The sequence below is a fragment of the Lysinibacillus sphaericus genome, from assembly GCF_015844675.1.
Taxonomy (GTDB): domain Bacteria; phylum Bacillota; class Bacilli; order Bacillales_A; family Planococcaceae; genus Lysinibacillus; species Lysinibacillus sphaericus_E.
This window is the reverse complement of record NZ_LDGC01000073.1, coordinates 29,067-43,841: the sequence shown is the minus strand read 5'-3', so window position 1 is coordinate 43,841 and position 14,775 is coordinate 29,067. Positions and strand designations below refer to the sequence as shown.

The 14,775-nt window shown below is 38.3% G+C and carries 14 protein-coding genes; all 14 read left to right on the top strand.

The window, feature by feature from the left end:
• Nucleotides 1–274: 274 nt before the first annotated feature.
• The 14 genes from ABE34_RS17930 (at nt 275) to ABE34_RS17865 (ending at nt 14,731) form a co-directional block, all read left to right on the top strand.
• Entirely contained in the window at nt 275–1,042 is a 768-nt protein-coding gene (locus ABE34_RS17930) for a tyrosine-protein phosphatase (protein ID WP_346655583.1), read from the top strand.
• 193 nt (nt 1,043–1,235) lie between these two features.
• On the top strand, nt 1,236–2,621 hold the full coding sequence (locus tag ABE34_RS17925) for an MATE family efflux transporter (RefSeq protein WP_206700677.1): 1,386 nt from the start codon (nt 1,236–1,238) through the stop codon (nt 2,619–2,621).
• Nucleotides 2,621–3,451, top strand: a complete 831-nt coding sequence (locus tag ABE34_RS17920; protein WP_197143820.1) for a putative RNA methyltransferase — start codon at nt 2,621–2,623, stop codon at nt 3,449–3,451. Before ABE34_RS17925 ends, ABE34_RS17920 begins: the two co-directional genes overlap by 1 nt.
• Nucleotides 3,452–3,531: 80 nt before the next feature.
• Nucleotides 3,532–4,140 carry a 1-acylglycerol-3-phosphate O-acyltransferase gene (locus ABE34_RS17915; protein ID WP_197143819.1) on the top strand — a complete coding sequence of 203 codons (609 nt, stop codon included), beginning with the start codon at nt 3,532–3,534 and terminating at the stop codon, nt 4,138–4,140.
• A 248-nt stretch (nt 4,141–4,388) separates the two neighbouring features.
• Complete coding sequence (locus ABE34_RS17910) at nt 4,389–4,841, top strand: low molecular weight protein-tyrosine-phosphatase (RefSeq protein ID WP_197143818.1); 453 nt, start codon at nt 4,389–4,391, stop codon at nt 4,839–4,841.
• A gap of 386 nt (nt 4,842–5,227) precedes the next feature.
• Entirely contained in the window at nt 5,228–5,947 is a 720-nt protein-coding gene (locus ABE34_RS17905) for a YebC/PmpR family DNA-binding transcriptional regulator (protein ID WP_197143817.1), read from the top strand.
• 351 nt (nt 5,948–6,298) lie between these two features.
• Complete coding sequence (locus ABE34_RS17900) at nt 6,299–8,041, top strand: methyl-accepting chemotaxis protein (RefSeq protein ID WP_197143816.1); 1,743 nt, start codon at nt 6,299–6,301, stop codon at nt 8,039–8,041.
• Between the two features lie 85 nt (nt 8,042–8,126).
• Nucleotides 8,127–8,702: a YdcF family protein gene (locus ABE34_RS17895; RefSeq protein ID WP_346655582.1), complete on the top strand. Its 576-nt coding sequence runs from the start codon at nt 8,127–8,129 to the stop codon at nt 8,700–8,702.
• A 191-nt stretch (nt 8,703–8,893) separates the two neighbouring features.
• Nucleotides 8,894–10,591, top strand: coding sequence for a M3 family oligoendopeptidase (locus tag ABE34_RS17890; RefSeq protein ID WP_197143815.1), 1,698 nt, complete (start codon nt 8,894–8,896; stop codon nt 10,589–10,591).
• 294 nt (nt 10,592–10,885) lie between these two features.
• Nucleotides 10,886–11,965 carry an AI-2E family transporter gene (locus ABE34_RS17885; RefSeq protein WP_197143814.1) on the top strand — a complete coding sequence of 360 codons (1,080 nt, stop codon included), beginning with the start codon at nt 10,886–10,888 and terminating at the stop codon, nt 11,963–11,965.
• A gap of 12 nt (nt 11,966–11,977) precedes the next feature.
• Nucleotides 11,978–12,589, top strand: a complete 612-nt coding sequence (locus ABE34_RS17880) for an NUDIX hydrolase (protein WP_197143813.1) — start codon at nt 11,978–11,980, stop codon at nt 12,587–12,589.
• Between the two features lie 833 nt (nt 12,590–13,422).
• Entirely contained in the window at nt 13,423–13,887 is a 465-nt protein-coding gene (locus ABE34_RS17875; protein ID WP_197143812.1) for a hypothetical protein, read from the top strand.
• Nucleotides 13,888–13,909: 22 nt separating this feature from the next.
• The gene (locus ABE34_RS17870; protein ID WP_197143811.1) at nt 13,910–14,101 is read left to right on the top strand and encodes a hypothetical protein; all 192 of its coding nucleotides are present in this window, start codon (nt 13,910–13,912) and stop codon (nt 14,099–14,101) included.
• An 18-nt stretch (nt 14,102–14,119) separates the two neighbouring features.
• Complete coding sequence (locus ABE34_RS17865) at nt 14,120–14,731, top strand: alpha/beta hydrolase (RefSeq protein ID WP_197143810.1); 612 nt, start codon at nt 14,120–14,122, stop codon at nt 14,729–14,731.
• Nucleotides 14,732–14,775 lie beyond the last annotated feature (44 nt).

The following is a 14,775-nucleotide window of genomic DNA, read 5'->3' as shown; positions in this document are numbered from 1 at the left end:
TAACTGCTCTGCTTAGGTGTGAAAGTGATCAGGTATGGTGGATAACTGCTCCGCTTGGATGAAAAAGTGATCGGGTAAAGAGGAAAACTGATCCGCTTGGATAGAAAAGTGATCAGGTAATACGGCTACCAGCTCTGCTCCGACAAATAAGTCAAATAAATCCCCTCACCGCTCTAAGTAGGTATGACATTCCCTAGTGCGAAAATTGGTATTATATCGAATTGTTCTATAAAATAGAGATAAGTATGCTTGCTAACAGGGAGGGGTGCAGTCAGTGAAACCGTTTGATATGAATATTATTCCGTTTGAGGCAGTTTATAATTTTCGGGATATGGGGGGTTATAAGTCGAGAGATGGGCGTGCTGTTAAGAATGGTTTGATTTATCGCTCAGCAGCACTTGGTAAAATGACGAAATCAGATAAAGAGCGCTTTGAAACGCTAGGTGTGAAAACAATTTTTGATTATCGAGACAATCATGAGGCTCAAAATAATCCTAATCCGATATTCTCATATGCCAAGTATATTCAAATACCAGCTAAAGGAAATCACGCGTTTGAGATGCCCACAAACGCTGGTGGACAAGATTTTTATAAGGTTGTAAGCCCGGAAATGTTCCGAGAATTTTATGCACAAATGCCTTTTAATAATGCATCGTTCAAAGAGTTACTAGCAACGATTCAAAAACCTGAAAATTTAGGGCTTGTTCATCATTGCGCAGTCGGGAAGGATCGAACAGGTATTGGCAGTGCGCTTATTTTACTTGCTTTAGATGTCCCTGAGGAAACAATCATGGAGGACTATTTAGATACAAATGTACATTTACGTCCTTTAGTCGAACGAATGGCTCTAACAATTCAGCCAGATTATAGCGATCAAGAATTACAGCAATTTTATGCTTTAATGTCTGCCCGTGAAGACTATTTACAGGCAGCATTTGATGCAATGGATACCCGATACGGCTCTAAGGTAGCTTTTTTAGAGCAAGAATTTGGGTTAACAACTGAAAAACGTAAGCAATTGCAGGATTATTGTTTATTATGATAAGAAACCCTTTCACATAAAATTGTGAGAGGGATTTTTTGCGTATTGTATTATCAATCTTTTAAGTTTCATTATAAAAACTCTTTATAGCTTTAAAATCTATGATACGATACTATATATTTTTATCTCGTGTTAACGGGTAGATAAAATACTGCGCGTAAAATCTTTATGAAGCGTATAGGAGAAGTGAAAGTTGTCAGATACATTAAGGGAAAGTGATATAAAAGAGTCAAATAAGTTAAGTTTATTCCATTTAACATGGCCGATATTTTTAGAAGTATTTTTATTTATGTTAATGGGACTAGCCGATACTTTTATGCTTAGTGCTTTATCAGATAATGCTGTATCAGGAGTTGGTGCAGCCAATCAATATATTCATATTGCAATTTTAATACTTGAAGTAGTTGGTAATGGTGCTTCTATCGTTGTATCTCAATATTTAGGTTCAAGGCGATTTTTTGAGGCTGCGAAGATTTCCGCTTTAGCAGTTACGATGAATTTGGCTGTTGGACTAATGATGAGTATCTTATTTTTCTTCTTTTCAAGTCATTTAATGACCATGATGAACTTGCAAGGGGAAGTGCTTAAATACGCTCAAAGCTACTTAGTGATCATCGGAAGCTTTATTTTTTTACAGGCAATTATAAATGCTTTAGCAGCAATTATCCGTGTGCATGGATGGACAAAGCAAACGATGTATGTATCACTAGGTATGAATGTGATACACGTTGTCTTAAACTACGGTTTAATCTTTGGTAACTTAGGATTACCGGAGTTAGGTGTAAAAGGTGCAGCTATTTCCTCAGTAGTAAGTCGTGGTTTGGCAGTTCTTGTGTTTTTCTGGCTGTTGTATCAAGTCATGGAAGTAAGAGTGAAGCTAGAATATTATTTTGAGTATTCAAAGGAATATGTTCAAAAAATATTAAATATAGGCTTACCGTCAGCATTTGAGCAGGTGCTTTATCAGTTCTGTCAAATTGTCTTCCTTTATTATGCGACTTACTTAGGCGCAGAGACACTTGCAGCGAGACAATATGCCATGAATATTTCGATGTTTACGTATTTATTTGCGATTGCCATTGGGACAGGTACGGCTATAATTATTGGCCGAAGTGTCGGTGCTGGTAAAAAGGATCAAGCTTATCTTCAGCTTTGGACAAGTGTACGCGCAGCTTTTGCTTTTACGATCGCTATGGTTGCGGTTGTAACGATATTCCGTAAGCAATTTATGCACGTTTTTACAGATAATCCAGAGGTAATTGCCATCGGAGCATCTGTCCTAGCATTAAGTATTCTCCTTGAAACAGGGCGAACAATGAATATTGTAGTTATTAACTCGCTGCGTGCTTCAGGGGATGCAAGATTTCCAGTGAAAATTGGTTTCTTATCAATGGTATGTATGAGTCTCCCGCTCGGATACTTGTTCGTATTCGTTTTAAATTGGGGGTTAGTAGGTATTTGGCTAGCGATTGCGGCAGATGAATGGATGCGAGCTATTATCGTATACTTTAGATGGAGAAGTCGTAAGTGGGAGCGTTTTGCACTTGTTTCACCTACAGAACCGAAGGAGGAAAATTAATGGGGGCACTTTCTAAAAGAGCTGCAGGGGCAGCGTTAATGGATAAAAATATAAAGCTTTTTGCTTGTCCAATTTGTCAGGAGTCAATGGATGTTTTTGAACAAGGTAGATTAGTATGTTCTTCAAATCATTCTTTCGATATTGCCAAACAGGGCTACATTAATATGCTGACACATGGTGCCGTTTCTAAGTACAGTAAAGAGCTGTTTGAATCACGAAAAGCGGTTATTGATAGTGGGATTTATGATGTAGTAGAAGATAAAATCGGAGAGCTAATTGCTAATGCAGAAACCGTACTTGATACGGGATGTGGTGAAGGTTCGCATTTAGCTCGTATTATGGCAAAGAAACATGGGATAGGGATTGGTATTGATATAGCGAAGGAAGGCATCCTTGCTGCATCTCGACATTATCCAGAGCAAATGTGGTGTGTTGGTGATTTAGCGAAAAGTCCATTTGCAAGATCAAGCTTCGATGCCATTTTAAATATTTTATCACCTGCCAATTACGAAGAATTTAAACGTCTATTAACGCCGAATGGTTGTGTTGTTAAGGTTGTACCTCAAAGCGGGTATCTACATGAGCTTCGAGCACAATTATATGCAGATTCCACGAAAGAGTCGTATTCGAATGAACAAATAGTTGCTCGATTTAAAGAAAGTTTCGCAGATGTTAGTGTAGAACGTATTACTTATACGGTGCCATTATCTACAGAGCTTGTACCAGCACTGCTTGAAATGACACCAATGGGCTGGCATAAAAAGGAAGGATCCGCTATCCTGTTACATGAAATTACGATTGATGTTGATGTATTAGTGGGAAGAGTCTAGATATTTTCACCTGCAATTGCAGTATACTGGTCTTTTCGATTACAATGGGGATAACTATTGAATAAGGTAGGAATGAAACAGTGTATAAATTTATAGCAAATGTTGTAAAAGTGATCTTAAAATTAACAGGCTCAAAAGCGCGTGTATATGAAGAGCAAAACTTACCGAAGGAAGGTGGGTTTATTATTGCATGTACACACACGGGCTATGTTGATATTTTAAATCTTGGTGTTGCTGTATACCCTCGAGAAATTAACTTTATGGCTAAAAAGCAATTGTTTGATATAAAGGGTATTGGCTGGCTTATAGAGCGTTTAAATGCCTTTCCAGTCGACCGTGACAATCCAGGTCCAAGTGTTATTAAAATTCCATCGCAGCTATTGAAAGAGGGAAAAATTGTTGGGATATTCCCATCTGGTACGCGAAATGCGGAAGGATCGGATTTAAAGCAAGGTGCGATTACAATAGCTCAGTTAGCCAAAGCACAGATTGTACCAGCCGCTTACATCGGTGCGCGTAATGCTGGTGATGTCTTTAAGCGTGGAAAAGGTTATCTGATTTATGGTGAGCCGTTTTATGTAACGGGTAAAGGTAAAGAAGGGCGCGAGGAATTTACACATCGACTTGAGCATGAATTAGTAGCGTTAACCGAAGAATTAGAGAAGCGAGTTGCAGCAGAAAAGAAATAAAGTGAAATGTCATTCAGAGGAGAACCCTCTGTGTGAAGAACCCAAACTATTATCTTCATATTGAAGTAGTAGCTTACTGCTAGTAATATGGGATAACTTAGAAGGCGCTCAGAATCGATTGATTTTGAGCGCTTTATCTACATTTAGCAAATGTTTACTGTAGCGAAAGCAAAGCAGCAGCTACAAATGTTTACTGTGGCGACAGCTACGATACGCCAAGGTAAGATTGATCGAAGGAGGACTTAATAATGATTCGAGTACTTTTTGTATGTTTGGGGAATATATGTCGATCACCAATGGCTGAAGCGGTCATGCGTGATTTGGTAGAGAAAGAGCATTTGAGTCATAAAGTCGAGGTAGATTCGGCTGCAACAAGCTCTTGGCATATTGGAGATCCTCCACACAAAGGAACAAAAGGAAAGCTAAAAGAATATGGTATCTCAACGAAAGGGATGCAAGGCCGACAATTACAAAAGGCTGACTTTGAAAATTTTGATTACATTATTGGCATGGATGAAAGCAATATACGTAATATCCGAACGATGTTAGGGAATCCGGATTCCACAAAGATCTTTCGCTTTTTAGATTTAACTGACCATCGAAAAGACGTACCTGATCCGTACTATACAGGAGATTTCCAAGAAACCTATGATTTAGTTTTAGAAGGCTGTCAGGCATTATTAGAAAAAATCAAAGGATAACACAAGCTGTAAGCGCCCAGTCGGAACGGAAATCAACCATGCGTTATATGACTTCAGAAAATGATCTTAAACATTGGCATATCTAGCTTTGTAAGCATCATTTGTGTTATTATTTTCAGAGTAAAGATACGAAGAGTATTTAATCACCATTTACAGATGTACTACTGTGCATCTATGATTATCTTCATTCAGCGGGAGATCTTCCTCTATATAAGATGAGCGCAATTGTCACTCCTATTCAAAGGTGTTTAAATGAAGATAAAGCCTCCAGCGGATGTCACGGATTTTGAAAGGAGTGAATTGTGCTAGCACAATTCAAAATCCGGACGCAATTACGCAAAGGCGTAATTGATAAACAACTTATAATTTGAAAGAGAGTGGAAACAATGGGTCGTAAGTGGAACAATATTAAAGAAAAGAAAGCGTCTAAAGACCAAAGCACAAGCCGTATCAATGCGAAATTTGGGCGTGAAATTTATGTGGCAGCTAAATCAGGCGAGCCAGATCCTGAATCAAACCGTGCCCTTAAAGTTGTTCTTGAGCGTGCAAAAACATACAGTGTTCCTAAACATATTATTGAAAAAGCAATTGATAAAGCGAAGGGTGGCGGCGATGAAAACTTCGACGAATTACGTTATGAAGGTTTCGGACCAGCAGGCACTATGTTAATCGTTGATGCTTTAACGAATAATGTTAATCGTACAGCTTCTGATGTACGTGCAGCATTTGGTAAAAACAATGGGAATATGGGTGTCAGTGGTTCTGTTGCCTATATGTTTGATGCAACAGCGGTTATTGGTTTAGAAGGTAAATCAGCAGATGAAGTTCTTGAAATTTTAATGGAAGCAGATGTTGATGCTCGTGATATTCTTGAAGAAGACGAGGCTGTCATCATTTATGCAGAGCCGGATCAATTCTTTGCTGCACAAGAAGCACTAAAAGCGGCAGGCATTCAAGAATTTACAGTAGCAGAGCTTTCAATGCTTCCGCAAACAGAGGTAGCATTAACTGGAGACGACATTGCGAAATTTGAAAAATTAATTGATGCATTAGAAGATTTAGAGGATGTCCAAAACGTTTACCATAATGCTGATTTAGGCGAATAATATAAACATTTGAAACCAGTAGCGATTTAAGCTACTGGTTTTTAACTTCTTTCAGTGAGTGTCCAAATATCTGTACTTGTCGTTACGCTTTTGGTACAAAAAACATCCGTTGGCCTAAAGCCTCCGGCAGATGTCACGGAATCGGAAAGGAGTCCTTTGTGCACAAAACGCCCCCCTGGAAAGGACCTAGTAGGAATGAAAATCCCCCGTGTTAAGTTATCAAGCATATTTGCGTAAAAAGGCGAAGAATTCAAACATAAATTACGTTTTACCCATTGTGAAATATTCCGAATAATAACATAATATAGATTGATAGTCATAGTGAAAGAGGAAAAAAAGGGGGGCTAAAGCATGAAGTTTTCACGTTCGATACAGGGGAAACTAATTATTATTTCACTAGCATTATTAATTATACCTAGCTTAGTGATAGGCTTAGCTAGCTATAGTAAAGCGAAAAAAGGTCTGGATGATATTGGTGAACAAGTTATTAAAAATAGTGTTGAATCTTCTTTGCAATTAATCGAGCTTGCAAATGAGAGTGTTAAAAGGGGCGACGTTCCTTTAGAAGTTGCACAGGAGAAAGTGCGGGAGGCATTTCTAGGACCGAAGGATAGTGAAGGAAAGAGGCCAATTAATTATCCTGGAGACTTGGGGGAGTATGGTTATCTATATGTTTTAGATGATAAAGGGACATTAACAACCCATCCGACTCGAGAAGGGGATAACCTATGGAACGATCAAGATAGTAGCGGAAATTACTTTATTCGGGAAGTAACCGAAAAAGCACTTGCCGGTGGGGGATATACCAAATATGAGTTTGAGCTACCAGGGCAAGATGTAGTAGCTGATAAAATAATTTATTCTGCAAAGGATCCAAATTGGGGATGGATCATTGTATCGGGTACATATATGCAAGATTTTAATGAAGGGGCTAATTCATTATTATTCGTTATTGGTATTACATTATTAGGTGCCATCATTATAGGTACTGTAGTTGTCATAATGGTTTCAAGACATTTAGCTTTACCGGTGCGAAAATTATCGAAACGTGTACGTGAGGTAGCCAAAGGGAATTTAACTGTAGAAATTGAAAATCTACAACGCTCGGATGAGATTGGTCAGTTAAATGAAGGCTTTAATGAAATGGTTGATCAACTGAAAACATTAATTACAGATGTAGAGGAAGCTATTGTAGAAATTCAATCGACATCGTCAAATTTAACATCTGTGGCAGAGGAAACAAATGCTTATGGAGATGAAATAGTAAAAGCGATAAATGAGGTTTCAAACGGCGCATTAATGCAAGCTTCAGATGCAGAGGATACGAATAGGACAGCTATTGATTTTGCGCGACAGATTGAATTATTGCATGACAAAAATGAAGTAATGCTTGATGCATCTCAAAATATGAAGCAATCAAATCAAGACGGGCTTTTAAATTTAAAGAGCTTAAAAGAGACATCACATGAGTCTTCAGAAGTAATTAATAATGTTCGTGCTGTATTTAATAGCTTAATTGTGAAAGTTAGGGAAATTGAAGGTATTGTCGGTACGATTACGGAGATTTCTGATCAGACAAATCTACTTGCATTGAATGCATCGATAGAGGCCGCTAGAGCTGGGGAGCATGGCAAAGGCTTTGCGGTTGTTGCTGAGGAGGTACGTAAGTTAGCGGATCAAACATCTGTAGCAACAGAGCGAGTGCGTACAACCCTAAAAGGGATTGAAAGTGAAACTAATTTAGTGAACGATGAGATGAAGAAAACAAACGTCATTGTTCGTCAGCAAAATGATTCGGTGGCCATAACAGAGTCATCCTTTAAGGAAATAGAATTGGCCGTAGAAGAAATCATTTCTATTATTAAAGAAATGACTACTGGAGTAGAATATTTGAATGGCTCAAAAAATAACATTATGCAATCTATCGAAAGTATTGCGATGATTAGTGAGAAAAATGCTGCTGCATCAGAGGAAGTAACGGCATCCGTTGATGAGCAACAGCGTGCCATTCAGGTTGTTAGTGAATCTTCCAATGATTTAACAGATGAAATAACAGCGTTACAGGATTCTATTAAGCGCTTTATATTAAGATAATCAATTAGGATGTTTGTACAGCAAATTCAGTACAAGCATCCTTTTTTTTGCCTAAACGTTAATAAAAGGCAAGGGGGAATCAATTGTGAAGAAATGGGTAATAAGATTAGGGGTTATATTACTTGCTATGGGTAGTGTTGTTTATATATGGCTCGGCGAGGAGATGAAACAGGGTGTCCAGCCAGCTGCAAACGGAACAGCTACATACATGATTGTCCTGGGAGCAAAGGTAAAACCGGGAGGAATTCCATCGCTTTCTTTGAAAAATAGATTAGAAGAGGCAGTAAAGTATTTGAAAAAGTATCCTCTTGTAAAAGTGATTGTGTCAGGTGGGAAAGGGGAAGATGAAGATCGGACAGAGGCTTCAGTCATGCTTAAATACTTACAGGACAATGGTATTGATACGAATAGAATAATAGTGGAAGACCAATCTACTTCAACTTATGAGAACTTATTATTTAGTAAAGAACTTTTGCCTAAAGAAACTAAGAAAATCACAATTGTCTCTAATGATTTTCATTTAAAGCGTGCAAAATATTTAGCGGAGTCTTTAGGCTTTGAAGTAGATGTCGTTGCGGCAAAAACACCAAAATCGGTGGAATTGAAGTTAACGCTACGTGAAAAGGCCGCACTATTAAAAACATATGTATTTGGCTATTAACTTCTTTCAGCAAATTACTTTTGTACCGAAAGCGTAGCGTCGGGTACAGAAGTCTCCCATTTCTATAGGTGGTGAGATGAATGCGAATTTAAGTTATTTTCAGAGGGTGTTCTGATTTTATTTCTTAATATCATAGATTTGGCATATAATAGAAATATAACGGGGTATATGACAGAAAGAGGGGAAACTTTATGAAAACATTTAAAGACTATGAATACAGCCGTCCAAAAGTTGAGACAATGAAAGAGCAACAATTATCTTTCATTGACCAATTTAAAAATGCGCAAACGATGGACGAGCAAAGTGAAATAATTGAGCAATTAAACGGATTGAGTAATGACTATGCCACGATGGCGAACCTAGTGTACATTCGTGCTTCGATTGATACAAATGATGAATTCTATCATGCAGAACGCGATTATTTTGATGAGGTTGGACCTGAGCTAGAAGAGGTAACAACAGAATATTATAAAGCACTAATCGCTTCACCATTCCGTGAGCAGTTAGAAGAAAAATGGGGCCAGCAATTATTTGATTTAGCAACTTATCAAATTAAAGGATTTTCACCAGCAGTCATTGATCTAATGCAAAAGGAGAACAAGCTCGTTTCAGAATATAATAAGCTTGTTGCCTCTGCGCAAATTGACTTTAATGGTGAAACATTAACGCTTGCCCAGCTTGGACCGTATGCAGAGTCTACTGATCGTGAAATGCGTAAGGCGGCAACGGATGCACGCTTTGGCTTCTTTGCTGAGCATGAAGAGGAATTTGATCGACTATATGATGAACTTGTTAAAGTGCGCCATGAAATCGCTGTTAAATTAGGCTATAAAAACTATGTCGAGCTAGGGTATGTTCGAATGAATCGCATTGATTACAATGCAGATATGGTGAAGAAATTCCGTGACCAAGTTCGTGATTTAATCGTACCTATTGCAACTAAGTTATATGAACGTCAGGCTAAACGTATTGGTATTTCTGAATTTAAGTTCTACGATGAAGCGTTCAACTTTGTATCAGGAAATGCAACACCAAAAGGCGATCCGCAATGGATTGTTGCGAACGGTAAAAAAATGTATGAGGAGCTATCACCTGAGACGGGTGAATTCTTCAACTTTATGATTGACCATGATTTAATGGACTTAGTAGCGAAGAAAGGTAAAGAGAGTGGCGGTTATTGCACATTTATCGAAAATTATCACTCACCATTTATCTTCTCGAACTTTAATGGTACTTCAGGTGATATCGATGTGTTAACACATGAAGCTGGACATGCTTTCCAAGTTTATTCAAGTCGTGACATCGGAATCCCAGAGTATTTATGGCCAACATATGAATCTTGTGAAATTCACTCGATGAGTATGGAATTTTTCACATGGCCATGGATGGAGCTATTCTTTAAGGAGGACACAGAAAAATATAAGTTCACACATTTAAGTAGTGGCTTATTATTCCTTCCTTACGGTGTTGCAGTTGATGAGTTCCAGCATGTGATTTATGAAAATCCGAATATGACACCAGCTGAACGTAAAGCTGCGTGGAAAAAAATTGAAGAGACCTATTTACCACACCGTGACTATGATCATAATAGTTATCTAGAAGCAGGTGGTATATGGCAACGTCAGGCACATATTTATGCAAGTCCGTTCTATTACATTGATTACACGTTAGCGCAAATTTGTGCATTCCAGTTCTGGAAACGTTCACGTGAAGAATTTGAAGCTGCTTGGAAGGACTATACTCATTTATGTGGTTTAGGTGGTTCTATGTCCTTTACGAAGCTTGTAAAAGAAGCAGGCTTAATTTCACCATTTGAGGACGGCTGTGTTGAATCGGTTATTGGAGATATTGAAGATTACTTAAATTCAGTAGACGATACAAAATTATAAACTACTACATTGTGGAAATTTGCGACACTCCTGTGGAAGGCAAACCGTATGAGCCTCCTCGGATGCTTTGGCATTTGAGGGGCTTGCGAGATTGCCCATTGGAGGGTTGCAATTTTTTTGTTTTAACTTCTTTCAGCAAGTGTCTTTTGTAGCGAAAGCAAAGCGGCAGCTACAATTATGCCGAGACATAATTGATAAACTCTCATATTTAGACAATAATTAATAGGATACTTGCGAAATGGTTAATATATAAGTAGTATTTTCAGTAACTGAGATAAAAGGAAGTGAATTAAAGTGACGAGGAAAGTTTGGTTTCAAGTAGGCGTAGGGATTTTACTTGCCCTACTAGTCATTAAATATTTTATAGAGATTCATTGGATTTTTTCGCCGCTTGTTATTATCTTAAAGGCTATTTTTGTACCATTATTGCTTGGCGGTGTTTTGTATTATGTTACAGAACCGATTCAGAGATTTTTAGAGAAGCGTAAATGGCCGAGATGGGCGAGCATATTAACGATAGTCGTTGGATTAATAGCGCTTGTTGGTAGCTTTGGGTGGATCGTTGGTAATCCGATTGCCGTACAGGTAAATAACTTAGCGAAAAATGTACCGCAGATTAGTGCTAGTATTCAAGATGCAGCTGATTATGTATTGAAAAACAAGAATAACTTCCCGCCACAGTTAAAAGATTTTATCGACAATATGGCGAATTCTGTGCAGGATATTGCTTTTGCGGCAAGTAAGGGACTAGTCTCGTTTTTACAATCAGTTGTTTCCGTTTCTTTATTAGCAATTTTAATTCCGTTTTTCTTTATATTTATGTTGAAGGATCATGAAAAATTTGCACCATCAATTTATAAATATTTTAGTGGTGAACGCCGTGAATGGGTGAAGAAAACGTTAAGTGAAATTGATGGTGTTTTACGTAGCTACATACAAGGACAGCTACAAATTAGTTTTTTACTTGCACTCATTATGTATGTTGGGTATTTAATTATAGGTTTAGAATATTCATTGCTTCTTGTTATATTTGCTTTCTTTATGAATATGATTCCGTTTATAGGACCATGGATTGCCTTTACACCAGCGTTGATCGTGGCTGTTGTTCAGGATCCAGTGTTAGTCATATGGGTGTCTGTTGTCACGCTCGTGGCGCAGCAAATTGATAGTAACTTTATAACGCCTAATGTAATGGGGAAAACACTCGACATCCATCCGTTAACCGTTATTACAGTTATTTTAGCAGCAGGTAATATTGCAGGCTTTATCGGTATTATCATTGCTGTACCGTTTTATGCAGTATTAAAAGTAATCGCATCCAATATTTATGATGAACGGAACGTGATTAAGAAAAAGGCTACGAAGTCGGTATAGGAGTCGGAAAAAATGGAACAAGAAATTGTAAAAGTTTTTAATGAACAGCATGAACAGATAGGGACAGCAACGAGAGCAGAGGTACATGAAAAAGGGCTGTGGCATGAAACATTCCACTGTTGGCTTGTCAATGAGGACTATATCTATTTCCAAATCCGTAGTGCACAAAAAAAGGACTATCCTGGTTTGCTTGATATTACAGCAGCGGGGCATTTATTAGCCGTAGAGACAGTGGAGTCAGGAATTCGCGAAGTAAAGGAAGAGCTAGGACTCGATGTTGACGTACACGAAGTAGTTAAAATGGGCATGACATCTTGCAGTATCGTTTCAGAAAACATGATTGACAATGAATTTTGTCATGTTTTTTTATATCCATTCAAACATGATTGGGAATCATTTAACTTGCAGTATGAGGAAGTGTCAGGGGTCGTTCGAGCTAAGCTTGACGAGGCAGAGGCATTCTTTTTAGGAGAAACAGCTACTTTAAATATAGAAGGCTATGAATATTTCCCTGATGGTCAACGAGCGAAAATTATGCGCCCTGTAAGTACTGCACAATTTGTCCCTTACCGGGAACTATACGTTGCACATGTTATTCAGTTTGTAAAAGATAAAATGTTATGAATTTGTAGGGTGTCTGAAAAACCTTCATAGGAATTCTAGCATAATTGTAAAAGGTAAATCCGCTTCGCTTTCCGTGGATAAGATATGAGCAACATCATTGTGCTCTTACTTTTTCCATAGGGAGTCTAAGTGGATTTTTACTTTTATAGTAGAAAATGATTAGGCTCTAGTTTCTTGTTTCATCATCAATTTTGCTAAAGAGTATGTCATGTATATAAGTTGATCTTCGTGACCTGCCTCGGTGCCGCTGTCGCTATGCTTTCGCGCAAAAAAACATCTGTTGGCCCGACGCCCCCAGGAAAGCGCCCAGTCGGAACGGAAATCGACTCTACATTATAGTGATGTGATTTTCTAATATGGGTCTTCCATCGTAATTTAGGAATGACATTTTGTTAAAACGTATGCTATGCGAATAAGTTGATTGGAGTGGAGATTGGGCGACTCCTCGGGGATTAGCAATAGAGGAACGGAGGCTAAAAGCATCACATCCTGTGATAACGCCTCCGTGACCAACATCGTGTTGGCCCGAGACCTGCAGCGAAGCGAAGCGGGTAGAGGAACGAAGGCTAAAAGCATCACGTCCTGTGATAACGCCTTCGTGACCAACATCCTGCTGCTGCCGCTACGTTGCACTCACGCTTTCGCGCAAAAGACATCTGTTGCCCTGACGCCCCCAGGAAAGCGCTCAATCGGAACGGAAAATCAACCCACACAATCAATCCACACGTTATGGACATGAAACTTTACTTTTAGTACTGCCCATTTTACTTCATTATAACAGGAAGAATAAGTTATACTAAAAGAGATATTGAATAGAAAAGGAGCATTTTTATATGCTAACATTTGAACAAAAGCAAGCCATCATTGACTCATTTCCTGAATTAACAAAGAAGGAAATTTCATTGAAACGCGTAAATTATCACTTTATGGAAAGCCTTTATGAAAAAACAATTGTTGTGGAAAAACTACACCCAAATGGCAACGGCTTCGTATTTGTCGGTGATTTATTGCGCTACGAGGAAGAAGCAAGCGATAAAGGCTTAGTAAATATTCGTGACTACGATGAACAACAACTTCGTGAAATTATTGAAGATGCCATTCAATATTTATCGGAAGAAGCAGAGGAGCAAGAGCCGATCGAAGAGCTATGGCAAAATCGTGAAGGTGCTCAATTAATGCTAGCCTGTGAGCAACGTTCGTGGAATGTTTATCATGGTGAAAATTTAGAGGAAGCCTTTGGTACACACGATGCTGCGAAAGAATACTTACTTGAAGAAGGTTTTCGTAAAAAGAAATAAGTAATTCGGGGGATTCGAACGAATGAATGGGAAAAAATTAGTGGGAATAGTTATTGTTGTTGTTCTAGCTGCTTGTTTATTTTCAGTATTTACGATCACAAAATTTTATAAAGATCATAAGGAACAGCCAAATAGTGAAAATCGTGAAATTAATAAGTCAAAGAGCTTGAATTTAATTTTGCCACAAGCTACAATTATCTCGAATTCAAGATAATCGAGAGGTGGACTGTAAATGCAGCACGTTTTTTATAAAGGAACAGATGAAACAAAACCAATTTTTTTACTGTTACACGGTACAGGTGGAAACGAACAAAGCTTAATTGGCCTTGCGAAGGAAATTGATGAAACAGCAAGTATTTTAAGTGTCCGTGGAAATGTCCTTGAAAATGGTATGCCACGCTTTTTCCGAAGATTAGCGGAAGGTGTTTTTGATATAGAGGATTTAATTTTCCGTACGAAGGAATTAAATGACTTTTTATTAGAAGCAGCGGAGCAGTATGTTTTTGATCGTAATCGAGTTGTTGCTATCGGCTATTCTAATGGCGCGAATATTGCTGCTAGCCTATTATTTCATTATGAGAATGCTCTAGCAGGTGCAATACTGCACCATCCAATGGTGCCTAGACGCGATATTAAATTGCCTACACTTTCTTCAACTCCTGTCTTTATCGGTGCTGGAACGAATGATCCAATGTGTACTGCTCAGGAATCTGAAGATTTAGAGGCGCTTTTAACGTCAGCTGGGGCCGATGTGACAACTGTATGGTTTAATTATGGTCATCAGCTAACAATGCCTGAGGTAGAAGCTGCAAAAGAATGGTACGACCGTATTTATTCAAAATAAGGAAAAATCCGCAACCTTTGAGTGAGGGAGCGGATTTTTTTTAT